The following is a 14,574-nucleotide window of genomic DNA, read 5'->3' as shown; positions in this document are numbered from 1 at the left end:
GACTTTCTCTCAGTCCTTCAGGACGCGGCGCATCGCATCCAGGAAGGCCGTGTTCTCGGCGTCCGTGCCGGCGCTCACGCGCAGCATGCCGGGGACCCCGTTGTCGCGAACCAGGACCCCGTGTTCGAGGATCCGCGCCCAGACCGCGTGCGGGTCCTCGAATCGGCCGAACTGAACGAAGTTGGCGTCCGAGGCGGTCACCTCGCAGCCCAGCGCGCGCAGTTCGACGACCAGCCGGTCGCGCTGCTCCTTGAGTTCGCGGACGTAGCCCAGCAGCGTGTCCTCGAACTCCAGGCAGGCCAGCGCGGTGGCCTGGTTGACCGCCGAGAGGTGGTACGGCAGCCGGACGAGCTGGACCGCGTCGACCACGGCGGCGTCCGCCGCGAGGTAGCCCAGGCGCAGGCCGGCCGCGCCGAACGCCTTGGACATGGTCCGGGTCACCACCAGGTGCGGCCGGCCCGCCAACAGCGGCAGCAGCGACTCGGTGTGCGCGAATTCGACGTACGCCTCGTCCACGATCACCAACGAGGGCCGCGCGGCCTGCGCGGCGTCGTACACCTTCTCGACCACCTCGCCGGCCAGCGCGGTGCCGGTCGGGTTGTTCGGCGAACACAGGAACACCACGTTCGGGCGGTGTTCGGCGATCTGCGCCGGCGCGTGTTCCGGGTCGATCCGGTAGTCCGCGTCACGCGAGCCGGAGATCCACCCGGTGCCGGTGCCGCGCGCGATCAGCGCGTGCATCGAGTAGGACGGGTCGAAGCCCAGCGCGGTGCGCCCGGGGCCGCCGAAGGCCTGGAGCAGTTGTTGGAGCACCTCGTTGGAGCCGTTCGCCGCCCACACCTGGGCAGGGCTCAGCGGGTGGCCGCCGGTCCGGGTCAGGTAGGACGCGAGCGCGGTGCGCAGCTCGACCGCGTCCCGATCGGGGTAGCGGTTCAGGTCGCGCGCGGCGACCGCGACCCGCTCGGCGATCCGGGCCACCAGCGCGTCCGGCAGCGGATACGGGTTCTCGTTCGTGTTGAGCCGGACCGGGACGTCCAACTGCGGGGCACCGTACGGCGACTGACCGCGCAGTTCGTCGCGGATCGGCAGGCTGTCCAGGTCGGTCACCGGCCCTCCTCCCACGCCGCGAGACCGGCCACCTCGCCGGCCGCGAACCGGGCCCGCACCGCCGCGCCGTGCGCGGGCAGGTCCTCCGCGTCGGCGAGCACGCTCACGTGCTCGGCGACGTCGGCCAGCGCCGCGCGCGAGTAGTCCACGACGTGGATGCCGCGCAGGAAGGACTGCACCGACAGGCCCGAGGAGTGGCACGCGCAGCCACCGGTGGGCAGCACGTGGTTGGACCCGGCGCAGTAGTCGCCGAGCGAGACCGGCGCGAACGCGCCGACGAAGATCGCCCCCGCGTTGTGCACCCGGGCCGCGACGTCGGCCGCGTGCGCGGTCTGGATCTCCAGGTGCTCGGCGCCGTACGCGTCCACCACCCGCAGGCCGTCGTCCACCGAGTCGACCAGCACGATGCCGGACTGCCGGCCGGCCAGCGCCTCGATGACCCGCTCGCGGTGCCTGGTGGCGTCCACCCGTACCTTGAGCTCCTCGACCACCGCGTCGGCCAGCGACGCGGAGTCGGTGACCAGGATCGACGCGGCCAGCGTGTCGTGCTCGGCCTGGCTGATCAGGTCCGCCGCGACGTGCCCGGCGTCCGCCGTGTCGTCGGCGAGCACGGCGATCTCGGTCGGACCGGCCTCCGCGTCGATCCCGATCCGGCCCTTGAGCAGCCGCTTGGCGGCGGCGACGTAGATGTTGCCGGGACCGGTGACCAGGCGCACCGGGGCGCACGAGCCCGCGCCGTAGGCGAACATCGCCACCGCCTGGGCGCCGCCGACCGCGTACACCTCGTCCACCCCGAGCAGCGCGCACGCGGCCAGGATGGTGGGGTGCGGCAGGCCGCCGAAGTCGGCCTGCGGCGGCGAGGAGACCGCCATCGAGGCGACGCCGGCCTCCTGTGCGGGGACCACGTTCATGATCACCGACGACGGGTAGACGGCGTTGCCGCCCGGTACGTACAGCCCGACCCGCTCGACCGGGACCCACCGCTCGGTGACCGTGCCACCGGGCACCACCTGCACGGTGACGTCCCGCCGGCGCTGTTCGCGGTGCACGATCCGGGCCCGGTGGATGGACTCCTCCAGGGCCGCTCGCACCTTGGGCGCGAGCGTGTCCAGCGCCGAGGCGATCGCCTCGGCGGGCACCCGGATGTCGCTCAGCCGCACACCGTCGAAACGCTCGGTGATCTCCACCAGCGCCTCGACGCCGCGATGACGCACGTCCTCGCAGATCGGGCGCACCTTCTCCAGGGCCGCCTCGACGTCGAGTTCGGCTCGGGGCAACACGTCGCGCAGTGCGGCGGGGCTGTCCAGGACAGCCCGCGAGGCGGGACCGCGCAGGTCGATACGGGAGATCACCTGCCCCAGTGTAGAGACGGTGCCGAATCGAACGTCCTCGCGTGTCGGACAGTGAGACACGCGATCATGGGGGCACTCAGCAGCCTTCCAGTGTCGGGGGACCACGGATGAGCACACCGCCAGGACATCTGACCGCGATCGAAGCGCGCGTATGGGAGGCGTACCGGCGCGGCGAGCGGCTGGATCTGAGCACGGGTGTACCGGCCGACGACGACCCGCGCGCCGGCGCGGCGTGGGGCGCGGACCGCACCGTCCGGGCCCGGGTGCTGGCCCGGTTGCTGCTCCAGCCGCCGGACGCCGAGCCCGGCCACACCGCGGCGCTGCGGCTGAGCGGGGCCCGGATCGTGGGCGCGCTGGAATTGGGCGGCGCGCGCCTGGACGTGTACGTCTCCTTGATCGACTGCCGGGTCGAGGACGAGATCGTGCTGAACGTCGCCTCGACCCGCACGATCATCCTGCGCAACTGCGTGCTCGCCGCGCTGTCGGGGCGCAACATGCGAGTGGACGGCGACCTGTCGCTGCGCTCCTGCGAGGTGGCGGGCGGCCTGCGGATACTGGACGCGCGGGTGGACAACGACCTGCGGATCGACGACTGCGTGATCGGGCCGGATCGGCACGGCGGCGCGCTGCACGGCAACGGCCTCCAGGTCGGCGCGGACACGTCGATGGACAACACGGTCTTCACCGGTCAGGTGAGTCTGTACGGCGGTCGCTTCGGGGGCCGGGTGACGCTGTACGGCTCGACCGTCGACCGCCCGGGCGAGTTGGCGATGGATCTCGGGCGGATCAGGGTGGAGCACTCGCTGCACCTGAGCGTGGGGTTCGCGGTGCGCGGTTCGATCCGGATGAACGACGCGCGCCTGGGTGGCGGCATCGTGCTCAGTCGGGCGGTGGTGTGCGCCGAGCCGGACGAACTGTTGACCATGTGGCGGGTGGCCGCGGAGGGCCTGCACATGGCCCTCGCGCAACCGCCGCGCGGGCGGATCGTGCTGGCCAACGCGACCTTCGGCACGCTGACCGACGCGCCGAACACCTGGCCGGCGCCCGGGGACCTGGACCTGTCCGGGACGCGGTACTCGGTGCTGCGCGCCGAACAGCCGATGAGCGTGGAACAGCGGGTGGACTGGGTCGAGCGCGGCACTCCGGAGTACACCCCGCAGCCGTACGACCAGCTCGCCGGCGTGTACCGGGCGGCGGGCGAGGACGAGGTGGCGCGGACCGTGCTGCTGGCCAAGCAGCGCCGGCGGCGCGCCGGACTGGGCCCGGCGGGCCGGTTGTGGGGCCACGTGCAGGACGTCGCGATCGGTTACGGCTACCGCCCCGCGCGCGCCTTCGGCTGGTTGATCGCGCTGATCGCGGTCGGTACGGCGGTCTTCGCGGCCGACCCGCCCGCGCCGCTCAAGCCCGGCGAGGCGCCGCACTGGAACCCGTTCTGGTACACCCTGGACCTGCTCCTGCCGGTGGTCACCCTGGGCCAGGACGCCGCGTGGAAGCCGACCGGCGCCGGGCAGTGGCTCGCGTACACGCTCATCCTGCTCGGCTGGGTGCTCGCCGGGGCCGCCGCGGCGGGCGCCACACGGGTGCTCAATCGCGCCTGAGATCAATGATCGACGCGGTCCGGCGGTCAGGCCCTACTCTTGGTCACCGTGACCGACCGGCTTCCGCTCTTCCCGCTCAACTCGGTGCTCTATCCGGGTCTGGTGCTGCCCCTGCACATCTTCGAGGAGCGGTACCGCACGCTGGTCCGGGACCTGGAGGTGCTGCCCCAGGCGGAGCAGCGGTTCGGGGTGGTCGCGCTGCGTACCGGGCGCGAGGTGGGCGACATCCAGGGCGATCCGCTCGACGTCCTGCACCCGGTGGGCTGTACGGCGGAGATCGCCACGATCAAGACGCACGAGGACGGCCGCTACGACCTGGTGGCCACCGGGGCGACCCGGTTCCGGCTGGTGTCCGTGGACGACTCGGGTCCGTACCTGTACGCCGAGGTGGAGTACCTGGAGGACCCGGTCGGCGAGCGGGCCGACGTGCTCGGTCTGGCCGCGACCCGGGCGTTCGCCGAGTACCAGCGTCGGCTGCTCTCGGCCCAGCAGCGCACCCCGATGAGCCTGCCGGAGTTGCCGGAGGACCCGGTGGTGCTGTCCTACCTGGTGGCCGCCGCGGTGGTGCTCGACCCGCACGACAAGCAGCGGCTCCTGGAAGCCGAGGACGCGACCACCCGGTTGACCGCCGAGGTGGAGCTGCTGCGCCGGGAGGCGGCACTGCTGGACCGGCTGCCGTCGTTGCCGGCGGTCGAGCTGTTGCGGCAGAGCATCGAACCCAACTGACCGATCGAGGGGTCGCCGACATGGCGAAGGGCAGGAGCAAGGGCGGACAGGGCACGCCGGCGACGGTGGCGCTGACCCGCGAGGGCGTCACGTTCACGGTGCATGCGTACGAGCACGACCCGAACGCGGCGTCCTACGGCGAGGAGGCCGCGTCCGTGCTCGGCGTCCCGACGGAGCGGGTGTTCAAGACGCTGCTGGCGGACGTGGACGGTGCGCTGACGGTCGCGGTGGTCCCGGTGGCGGGCCGACTCGACCTCAAGGCGCTCGCGGCGGCGGTCGGCGGCAAACGCGCGGCGATGGCGGACCCCGCCGCGGCCGAACGGGCCACCGGCTACGTGCTGGGCGGCATCAGCCCACTGGGCCAAAAGCGCCGACACCCCACCGTGCTGGACGACTCCGCCCTCACCCTGCCCACGATCTACGTATCGGCCGGCCGCCGCGGCCTGGAAATCGAACTCGCCCCCACCGACCTGATCCGCCTCACCACCGCAACCACCGCAAGCGTGAGCCGAACCTGACCCCCGACCTGAAACACCGGCCGGGCTGAACCCACCCCATGCGGCGCTCGACCACACCAGCCGCCGGCGCACTCGAGCCAATCAGCCCGGCCGGCGCTTGAGGCCAAATAGCCCGTGCGGCGCCTGAGCACACCAGCCCGGCCGGCGTTTGAGGCCAATCAGCCCGTGCGGCGCCTGAGCACAAACAGCCCGGCCGGCGCTTGAGGCCAAACAGCCCGTGCGGCGCCTGAGCACAAACAGCCCGGCCGGCGCTTGAGGCCAAACAGCCCGTGCGGCGCCTGAGCACAAACAGCCCGACCGGCGCTTGAGGCCCAGCGGGCCGCAGGCCGGCCAACCCCGCCCCGGCCGGATTCAGCCCTCGTCCGAGTCCCGCTTGGTCAAATCCACACGCGGCAGAGGCGCAGCCGTGTGCGCCCAAGGAAAACCCTGCCCGCCCGGCGGAGAAGGCGGCCACCCGTACGGCCCCGGACCCGCCACCGGTTCCTCCCGATCCGCCGGCGCGAACCCCGCCGACAACCCCAGAAAGATCACCATCGACGCGATCGGCCACAACAGCAGCACGCCCTTGGCCTTGAGGTCGAGCGGCTGGTCGAACCGCTTGCCCAGCCCGATCCGCCGCACCTGCTCCATGATCCCGTCCGGCCCCAGCCGCACGCCGACCTTGAACGCCAGATAGGACCCGGCCAGCCCGCCGACGGTCAGCGCGAGCGCGGTGGCCACGCCCTGCCGGCGAAAGCGCCAGAACGCGAGCGGCGCCAGCACGATGCCCGCGATCACGCCGCACACCGCGAACCAACCGTCCAGCGCGATCGAGGTCTCGGTCTCCGGTGAGGTCTGGAAGACCCCCTCCTGCGTCGCGAGCAGCGGTACGCGCGGCGTGATCTGCTCCCAGATCAGGCCCACGATCGCCCCCACGACCAGGCACGCCGCGACCACGACGGCGAACGCCACCGCGTCGGCGCGATAGCGCCGCCACAACGTGGGGGGCGCCTCGGGCCCGGGCGCGAAGCCCACGTGCGCGCCCTCGGGCGAGGGGTAGGGGGCGAAATCCCCGGCAGACGTCATCTGGTCAGCGTCCCATGTGCGGATCGAGCCGGCGGGACGACCCCGCGCGGCGGTGTGTCTGGTGGTCGCGGCGACGAGGGCCGGAGCGCTACGCGCGGGTACTGCGCCGGAAGGACCACGTGGCCAACGAGAGCATCACCACGCCGACCGCCGCGCACACCGCGAGGTTGCCCGCCACCGCCGCCCAGTCCGGGTCGCCGTAACTGGCGATGAACGCGTCCACACCGTAGGAGGACGGCAGCACATCGCGGGCCAACACGATCGCGTCGGGCATCCGGTCCTCGGGCAGCACGCCGAGCAGGAGCGCGGCGGACATACCCAGTTGGCCGAGCAGGGTGGCCAGTTCGGGACGCGGCGCGAGCAGGCCGAGCACCGCGCCGATGCCCGCCAGCGCCGCGCCGGACAGCGGCACGACCAGGAGCAGCACCCACAGGTTGGCCAACGGCAGTTGGAACATGAGCGCGCCGATGACGGCGGTGGCCACGGTGCCGGGCAGCGTGAAGGACGCGTACGCGGCGGCAATGCCCAGCACCACCGCGGCCGGGCGTACCGGCAGGGTCAGGTAGTAGTCGAGCGCGTTGGCCGCGCGCAGGTTGCCGAAGTGCTGGGCGAGCAGGTTGAGCGCCACGAAGGCGACCACGAGCACGCTGGAGCCGGCGACCACCGCCTGGCGCGCGCTGTCGCTGCCGGTGTCCACCACGCCACGCATCAGGATCATGATGCCGACCGACTGGAACACCGCGACGAACAGCAGCGGGACCCGGGAGACCCGCACCCGGGACAACTGCGCGCGGTAGACGGTCAGCAGCCCCGCGCCGAGCGACGTGGCCGGGGCGGGTACCACCGCCTCGGCCGGATTCGCCGGCACGGCCTCGATGCTCGCTGCACTCACCGGTGTCGACACTCTCATCCCTTGACCAGTCCCTGGTGGCGCCCGCCGAGCGCGAGGTAGACGTCCTCCAGGCTCGGCGTGGACAGCGTGAAGTCGTCGAGCGCCTCGAACGCGGGCCCGGAGGTGACGCCGGCGAGCAGTTCGCGGGCCACCCCCGGTTCCATCCGGGTGCTCCACCGCCTGCCGGTGCGCACCGCGGTCTGCGCGAGCATGCTCACCGCCGGGTCGTCCATCGGCGGGTCGGCCCGCCAGACCAGATCGAGCCGCACCTCGTCGCCGACCATGGCCTTGAGTCCGCCGGGCGTGTCGCACGCGATCACCCGGCCCTCGTCGAGCACCGCGACCCGGTCCAGCACCGTCTCCGCCTCGATCACGTTGTGCGTCACCAGGAGCACGGTGGCGCCCTGTTCGGCCCGGCGGCGATCCACCGCGGCCCACACCGCGCGGCGAGCGACCGGGTCCATGCCGGTGGTCGGCTCGTCCAGGACCAGCACCGGGCGGGCGCCGACCAGCGCGGTGGCAACGCACGCGAGTCGGCGCTGGCCGCCGGAGAGCTTCTTGAGCGGTCGGTCCGCGATCGCGCCCAGGTCGAGTTCCTCGAGTACCGCGTCCCGCTCGGCCCGGGCCCGCGCGGCGTCCAGGGCGCGCAGCCGGGCGGTGGTCTCGATCGCCAGTGCGACGGTCAACTCGTCCAGCGCGCCGGACTCCTGACCGAGGTAGGCGACCAGCCGGGCGGCGATCTCGGGGCGGCGCACCAGGTCGTGGCCGAGCAGGTCGATCGTGCCGGTGTCCGGTCGCAGCAGGCCGGTGAGTTGGCGGACCAGGGTGGATTTGCCCGCGCCGTTGGGGCCGAGCAGGCCGAAGATCTCGCCGCGGCGCACGTCCAGGTCGATCGCGTCGTTCGCGGTCAGCACGTGCCGGCTCTTCCGACGCCCGGTGCGATATGTCCTGGTCAGCCCGCGCACCGTGAAGCACGGTTCGGCCCTCGCGCGCTCGCCGGGGATGGTCACGCTCCGCTCGTCCGTTCCGGGCAGCTTGTACATCCGACCCCGCGCGTCGTCCTGAAGGTGGTGGAGATGGCGTGCGACCCGCGTCGAGTGCGCGGCCGGGTGACACACGACGAGACGACTCTACGCGGTCCCCTCGCCCGCCCGGCCGCCCGCCTCCTTGGCGAGCAGCACCCGGGCCCGCTGCCACTGCTCGCGCGGGATCACCGCACGCCAGTCGATCGCCGCGAACGCGGCCTCGCGCTCCGGGTCCAGGCGGCGGCCGACCCGGGCGGCGGCCACCTTGAGCAGCGCGAGCGGCCGGCTGGGCAGGCCCACCCGTTCGACCTCCCGTTTGAGGTTGGGCCACCACACCGTCGCCGCGTCGGTCATCTCGTTCTCCGCCGCGCCCAGGCGGTGGAAGGCGGCGAGCCGGCCGATCCCGCGCGCGATCACCCACTGCACCAGCGCGGCGAGGCCGAACAGCACCAGCAGCACGATCCCCGCCGGCGGGAACAGAAACAGCAGCGGCAGGCCCGTCACGAGCAGGAGGTACTTGAGCAAAAACACGAACTCCAGCCGGCCCAGCACCACCTTGCCCGCCAGATAGCGGATCAGCAGCGCCGCCTGGCGCGGGGTCAACCGGGTGTCCACGTCCGGGTCGAACGCGGTCGCACCACCGGCGGCGGAACGTTCCGCCGCCGCCCGGGACGCGCTGCGAAAGCGTTGTCCGCGCCGCACCGCGCCGAATCCGGCCTTGCCGATCCTGGTCCACTTGGACATCGCGGGTCCTCCGTACGGTCCACTGCCTGACTCGCACGTTAGCGCCCCGCGCGGGCTGCGGTGGCCGGCGCGCGCGGGACGGACGCGTGGGTGAGCCCGGCCCGCTCGGGTACCGTACGGGTTTGACCACAAGCCCCCTAGGAGGCTCTCGACGTGGACGTGTGGCACATACTTCGCCCCTTGATCGTGCTCGTCTCGGTGATCGCCTTCACGGGTCTGGTGACCTGGGGAATGGCTCGCCTGGCCCGCGAAGTACAGACCCGCAAGCCGCTGACAGGACCCCTCTGGTCGATGATGCGGCGCGGCCGTGCGTCGATCGTGGCGACGCTCGGCACCTCGGTCCTGTTGCTCGCCGAACCCGCGGCGGCCCTGCCCGACAAGAGTCGCGGGATGGTCCGGCACATCCTGGTCCTCACCGTGATCGCCGCGTGCGCGTGGCTGATCGTGCACGCGGTCACCCTGCTGGTGAACACCTCGTTCGAGCGCTACGCGGCGAACGCGACGGACACCGGCCGGGTACGCCGGATCCAGACCCAGATCGCGTTGATCCGCCGGACCGCCGTGGCGATCGTGGGCATCATCACCTTCGCGGCGATGATCATGACCTTCCCGGGCATGAAGACCATCGGCACCAGCCTGCTGGCCTCCGCCGGTCTGCTCGGCGTGGTGGCCGGTCTGGCCGCGCAGAGCGCGCTGGCCAACCTGTTCGCGGGACTGCAGATCGCCTTCAGCGACATGGTCCGGATCGGCGACTCGGTCGTGGTCAACCAGGAGATGGGCACGATCGAGGAGATCACCCTGACCTACCTGGTGGTGAACACGTGGGACCAGCGCCGGATCGTCATGCCGGTCTCCTACTTCACCTCCCGGCCGTTCGAGAACTGGTCGCGCACCGACATCCGGATGACCGGCACCGTCTTCCTGCACCTGGACCACTCCGCGCCGGTCGCCGAGCTGCGCGAGGAACTGCATCGCATCCTCAAGGACACCGGGCTGTGGGACGGCCAGGGCTGGAGCCTGTACGTCACCGACACCACGCCGACCACGATCCTGGTCCGCGCCGTGGTGACCGCGCGCGACTCCGACGACCTGTGGACGCTGCGCTGCGAGGTGCGCGAGAAGCTGCTCGACTACCTGCGCTGCGAGCACCCGTACGCGCTGCCCCGGATCGCCACCGCGCCCGCGCCGCTGGGCAACGAGGCGGTCGGCCCGTACAGCGGCAACGGACGCTTCGCCAAGGCCCAGCCGGCCGTGCAGGTGCCCGCGCAGACCGGCCCGCGCAAGTACGTCGACCTGGCCAAGAAGCCTCAGTCGTTGGCCGCCGCCGCGGCCGCGGCCGAGTCGATCTCGCTGAGGAAGTCCGAGGCGATCGCCCAGGCGCGCGAGGCGGCCTCGCGGTCGTAGTCCGGCAGCTCCGGATCGGTGAACAGGTGGCCGGCGCCGCGGTAGCGGTGAATCTCCACGTCCGCGCCGGCCCGGCGCATGCCCAGGTACCACGTGCCGAGCCAGTCCTCGGTCTCGAACGGGTCGGGCTCGGCCACGTGCAACTGCACCGGAACCTCGGTGCGGGCGTCCTCGCGCAGGTCGGAGGTGCCGTGGAACATCAGCAGCCCGGCCGCCGAGGAGTCCGCGAACGCGGCGTTCTGGGCGATCGAGGCGCCGAGCGAGAAGCCCACGTAGACCAGCCCGGGACCGAGCCCGGCGGCCACCTTCACGGCTCGGCGGATCAGCTCGTCCGCGCCGATCTCGTCCTTGATCTCCATGCCCTCCTCGACCGACTCGGTGCGACGCCCGTCGTACAGGTCGGGCACGGTCACCTCGTGCCCGTCCGCACGCAGCCGCTCGGCCGCGGCGTGTACGGCGGGGCGCAGCCCATAGGCCGAGTGGAACAGCACGATGCGGGCCACGTGGGGGTCCTTCCGGGGACGGGATGCGGGAAACCATCGGACAAAGGGTCAACCGTACCGGGCGCCGACGCCGGGTTCAGCGCATGCTGCGCAGGTCCAGGCGGCGCAGCACCCGGTCGGCGGCGGCCGGGTCCACCCCGCGCCGGCTCCGGGCCGCGATCACCTCGCGGCGCGCGGCGGCGGTCATCTCCGCCTCGATCTCGTGCAGCAACTTGATCCGTCGGGAGCGTTCGACCACCGCGTCGGCCAACTCCTCGGTCGCGCCCTCCGGCCTGAGCTCGGCGAGCATCGCCTTCTGCCGGGCGCGCAGCCGCTGCACCATCTCGTCCGGGAGGTCGCGCTCCTCGTCCAGTTCGCGCAACCGGCCCAGCGCCGCCTTGGTCGCGGCGGCCACGATGGCGCGTTCCTCGCGGCCCTCCGCCTCGTCCTCCTCGGCGACCCCGAGCCGGCGCACCAGCCAGGGCAGGCTGACCCCCTGGAGCAGCAGGGTCACCACGATCACGCAGAACGCGATCGCGATCAGCCGTTGTCGCTCGGGGAACGCCTCGTCGGCGTCGGTGGTCAGCGGCAGCGCGAGCGCCAGCGCGATGGTCACCACGCCGCGCATGCCGGCCCACCACACCACGACGGTCTCGCGCGGGTCCGGGGTCTGCGTCTCGCCGGTGGTCGGCAGTCGGTTGTGCAGCCGTCGGGCCAGCGCCGCGACCGGGAACAACCACAGGCCGCGGACCACGATCAGCACCAGGACCACGGCGCCGGCCTCCCAGAACAGCCGGACCCGGTCGCCGCGCAGGTCGTGGAAGATCTCCCACATCTCCAGGCCGATCACGCCGAACGCGACGCCGGTGACCACCAGGTCGACGACCTCCCAGAACGAGCGCCCGGTGAGCCGTCCGACCACGTTGTCCGCGTCCTCGGCGACCGAGCCCAGGTAGAACGCGGTGGTCAGGACCGCGAGCACGCCGGAGCCGTGCAGTTCGTCGGCGACCACGTAGGCCAGGAACGGCACCAGCAGGGTGAGCAGGGTCTGCAGGGTGGGCTCGTCGAGCCGGCCGAGCAGCAGTCGACCGGCCAGGCCGACCGCGAAGCCGATCCCGACGCCGACCACCGCGGACAGCGCGAACATCCCCACCGCCTCGACCGGCGAGAACGTGCCGCCGACCACGGCCGCGACCGCGACCTGGTAGAGCACGAGCGAGGTGACGTCGTTGAAGAGCCCCTCGCCCTCCAGGATCGACACCAGGCGCCGGGGCAGTCTCAGGCTCCCGGCCACCGCCGTGGCGGCCACCGGATCCGGTGGCGCGACCAACGCGCCCAGCGCGACCGCGGCCGCGAACGGCAGCCCCGGCACCATCGCGTTCGCCACCGCCGCCACCGCGGCCGTGGTGACCAGGACGAGCGCGACCGCGAGCAGCAGGATCGGGCGGGCGTTGGCGGCGAACTCGCGCCAACTGGAGCGCTGCGCCGCCGCGTAGAGCAGCGGCGGCAACAACAGCGGCAACAGCAGGTCGGGATCGATCCGCAGGGTCGGCACGAACGGCAGCCAGCCCAGCAGCACGCCGTACAGGGTGAGCAGCACCGGGAAGGGCAGCCGCAGTCGCCCCGCGAGCGGCACGACCACGACCGTGCCGAACATCAACAGGAACAGCAGCGTGAGCTGACCCACTCCGCCCCCAGACCGATCGACCGCGATTCGATCTTGGAGCGTTCCCCGAATCTCCGCCGATTCACCGATCCTCAGGCATCGGTGTCACGGCGTCGGCACAGGGTGAAGGGGGAGGATCAGCGGTCGGTGACCCGCTCCAGAGTCGCGGTCAGGTCGGCGGGGTAGCCGCTCTCGTACTGCACCCACGTGCCGTCGCCGGGGTGCTCGAAGGCCAGGCTCACCGCGTGCAGCCACTGGCGCTCCAGGCCCAGCCGCTTGGACAGCGTCGGGTCCGCGCCGTAGGTCAGGTCGCCCACGCACGGGTGCCGCAGCGCCGCCATGTGCACCCGGATCTGGTGGGTGCGGCCGGTCTCCAGCTTGATCGACAGCAGGCTCGCGGCGCGGAACGCCTCGATCGTGTCGTAGTGCGTGACGCTGGGCTTGCCGCCCATCACCACGGCCCACTTGTAGTCGTGGGTCGGGTGCCGGTCGATCGGCGCGTCGACGGTGCCGGTGTGCGGGTCCGGGTGGCCCTGGACCAGCGCGTGGTAGCGCTTGTCCACGGTGCGATCGCGGAACTGCTGCTTGAGCAGCGTGTAGGCGCGCTCGGACTTGGCGACCACCATCAGGCCGGAGGTGCCCACGTCCAGGCGGTGTACGACGCCCTGGCGCTCGGCCGCGCCGGACGTGGAGATCCGGTAGCCGGCCGCGGCGAGGCCGCCGACCACGGTGGTGCCGGTCCAGCCGGGGCTGGGGTGCGCGGCGACGCCGATCGGCTTGTCGATCACCACGATGTGGTCGTCGTCGTGCACGATCCGCATGCCGGGCACGGGTTCGGCGACGAGTTGCACGGGCCTGGGCGCCCCGGGCATCTCGACCTCGATCCAGGCCCCGCCGTTCACGCGGTCGGACTTCCCCGCCGCCCGGCCGTCGAGCTGCACCTTCCCGGCGGCGGCCAGCTCGGCCGCCTTGGTGCGCGAGAAGCCGAACATCCGCGAGAGCGCGGCATCGACCCGCTCGCCTTCGAGGCCATCGGGAACGGGAAGAGTACGGATTTCGGGCGAGCCGGGATTGACAGTCACGAGATACGAGTATGCCCGGCGTCCGGGCCGGACTCGACGGCGTGGTCGGCGCCGGCCGGGTCGACGGGCCGCGTGGACTTCGCCTCGGCCGGGTCGACGGCGGCCCTGGTGGCACCGGACGGCGCGTCGGCGACGCCCCCGCTCGTGCCGTTCACGGTCTCGGCCGACGCGTCGGTCGCGGTCTCGGTCGAGCTCGCGGTCTCGGTCGAGCCGGCGGGAGTCGGCTCGGCCGCCGCGTCGTCCTCGCCCGCCGCCTCGCCTGCCGCGTCGTCCTTCTCGTCGCCCTCCCGGGTGCCGTCCGGCTGCAGGCCCAGGAAGGACAGCAGCACGATCAGGCAGCCGCCGACCACGATCGCCGAGTCGGCCAGGTTGAAGATCGCGAAGTGCTTGGGCGCGATGAAGTCCACGACGTGGCCCTCGAACACGCTCGGCGCCCGGAAGATCCGGTCGGTGAGGTTGCCGAACGCGCCGCCGAGCAGCAGGCCGAGCGCGATCGCCCACGGAAGGCTGTTCAGCTTGCGCGCGAGCCGCAGGATCACCACGACCACGGCGCCGGCGATCACCGTCAGCACGATGGTCAGGCCCTGCCCCATGCCGAACGCCGCACCCGCGTTGCGGGTGGCCCGGAACTGGAGCCAGTCGCCGAAGATGTCGATCGGCGCGTGGTACTCGAGCTTCGCCACCACGATCAGCTTGGTGATCAGGTCGAGGGCGTACGCGAAGCTCGCCACGCCGAGCAGGACGAGGATGTATCGACGGGTGCGCGAACCGGCGGGCGCGGTCGGCTCCTCGCCGCCCGCCCCGCTCTCGGTCGCCCCGGTGTCCGGCTCCTGTGCGAGGGCCTGCGACTCCGCGTCATCCCGTCGTTCCGCTCCGGTGCCGATGGCTCGCTCCAGTCCTTCGGCGCGCCGCC

General features: G+C 72.5%; 13 protein-coding genes and 1 pseudogene. 4 read left to right on the top strand and 10 right to left on the bottom strand.

The genetic code is table 11. The annotated features are described in order from the left end of the window. Positions 1-9 precede the first annotated feature (9 nt). Together ACIBSV_RS13705 and hisD are read right to left on the bottom strand one after the other, a co-directional pair. Complete coding sequence (locus ACIBSV_RS13705) at positions 10-1,107, bottom strand: histidinol-phosphate transaminase (protein WP_395862471.1); 1,098 nt, start codon at positions 1,105-1,107, stop codon at positions 10-12. Continuing rightward, complete coding sequence (hisD, locus tag ACIBSV_RS13700; RefSeq protein ID WP_395862469.1) at positions 1,104-2,459, bottom strand: histidinol dehydrogenase; 1,356 nt, start codon at positions 2,457-2,459, stop codon at positions 1,104-1,106. Before hisD ends, ACIBSV_RS13705 begins: the two co-directional genes overlap by 4 nt. Positions 2,460-2,566: 107 nt before the next feature. Between hisD and ACIBSV_RS13695 the strand changes: the two genes are divergently transcribed. From ACIBSV_RS13695 to ybaK, 3 genes are read left to right on the top strand one after another with little or no spacing between them, the layout of a single operon-like run. Further along, on the top strand, positions 2,567-4,057 hold the full coding sequence (locus tag ACIBSV_RS13695) for an oxidoreductase (protein ID WP_395862467.1): 1,491 nt from the start codon (positions 2,567-2,569) through the stop codon (positions 4,055-4,057). Positions 4,058-4,096: 39 nt separating this feature from the next. Next, positions 4,097-4,783, top strand: coding sequence for an LON peptidase substrate-binding domain-containing protein (locus ACIBSV_RS13690; protein ID WP_395862465.1), 687 nt, complete (start codon positions 4,097-4,099; stop codon positions 4,781-4,783). Positions 4,784-4,803: 20 nt separating this feature from the next. Beyond that, positions 4,804-5,301, top strand: a complete 498-nt coding sequence (gene ybaK / locus ACIBSV_RS13685) for a Cys-tRNA(Pro) deacylase (RefSeq protein ID WP_395862463.1) — start codon at positions 4,804-4,806, stop codon at positions 5,299-5,301. 351 nt (positions 5,302-5,652) lie between these two features. Here ybaK and ACIBSV_RS13680 read toward each other — a convergent pair whose 3' ends face one another. The 4 genes from ACIBSV_RS13680 to ACIBSV_RS13665 all read right to left on the bottom strand — a co-directional run bounded on the left by ACIBSV_RS13680 (position 5,653) and on the right by ACIBSV_RS13665 (position 9,027). Beyond that, positions 5,653-6,366 (bottom strand): hypothetical protein, encoded by a 714-nt coding sequence (locus ACIBSV_RS13680; protein ID WP_395862461.1) that lies wholly within the window; start codon positions 6,364-6,366, stop codon positions 5,653-5,655. A gap of 88 nt (positions 6,367-6,454) precedes the next feature. Further along, entirely contained in the window at positions 6,455-7,276 is an 822-nt protein-coding gene (locus ACIBSV_RS13675) for an ABC transporter permease (RefSeq protein WP_395862459.1), read from the bottom strand. Beyond that, entirely contained in the window at positions 7,273-8,301 is a 1,029-nt protein-coding gene (locus ACIBSV_RS13670) for an ABC transporter ATP-binding protein (RefSeq protein ID WP_395862458.1), read from the bottom strand. Before ACIBSV_RS13670 ends, ACIBSV_RS13675 begins: the two co-directional genes overlap by 4 nt. Positions 8,302-8,388: 87 nt before the next feature. Next, complete coding sequence (locus ACIBSV_RS13665; protein ID WP_395862456.1) at positions 8,389-9,027, bottom strand: hypothetical protein; 639 nt, start codon at positions 9,025-9,027, stop codon at positions 8,389-8,391. A gap of 159 nt (positions 9,028-9,186) precedes the next feature. Here ACIBSV_RS13665 and ACIBSV_RS13660 point away from each other — a divergent pair, with 159 nt between their 5' ends. After that, entirely contained in the window at positions 9,187-10,431 is a 1,245-nt protein-coding gene (locus ACIBSV_RS13660; protein WP_395862794.1) for a mechanosensitive ion channel family protein, read from the top strand. Here the strand turns inward: ACIBSV_RS13660 and ACIBSV_RS13655 are convergent. The 4 genes and pseudogenes from ACIBSV_RS13655 to lspA all read right to left on the bottom strand — a co-directional run. Continuing rightward, on the bottom strand, positions 10,335-10,934 hold the full coding sequence (locus tag ACIBSV_RS13655; protein WP_395862454.1) for a dienelactone hydrolase family protein: 600 nt from the start codon (positions 10,932-10,934) through the stop codon (positions 10,335-10,337). The genes ACIBSV_RS13660 and ACIBSV_RS13655 overlap by 97 nt on opposite strands. Before the next feature lie 76 nt (positions 10,935-11,010). Next, on the bottom strand, positions 11,011-12,600 hold the full coding sequence (locus ACIBSV_RS13650) for a Na+/H+ antiporter (RefSeq protein WP_395862452.1): 1,590 nt from the start codon (positions 12,598-12,600) through the stop codon (positions 11,011-11,013). 116 nt (positions 12,601-12,716) lie between these two features. Next, positions 12,717-13,661: an RluA family pseudouridine synthase gene (locus tag ACIBSV_RS13645; RefSeq protein WP_395862450.1), complete on the bottom strand. Its 945-nt coding sequence runs from the start codon at positions 13,659-13,661 to the stop codon at positions 12,717-12,719. A gap of 278 nt (positions 13,662-13,939) precedes the next feature. Continuing rightward, positions 13,940-14,557: pseudogene (lspA, locus tag ACIBSV_RS13640) on the bottom strand (signal peptidase II); the annotation flags it as partial. Between the last annotated feature and the right edge of the window lie 17 nt (positions 14,558-14,574).

It is taken from the genome of Embleya sp. NPDC050154, assembly GCF_044460165.1.
Taxonomy (GTDB): Bacteria; Actinomycetota; Actinomycetes; order Streptomycetales; family Streptomycetaceae; genus Embleya.
The sequence above is the reverse complement of the archived record's forward strand: the minus strand, read 5'-3'. Positions and strand labels throughout refer to the sequence as shown.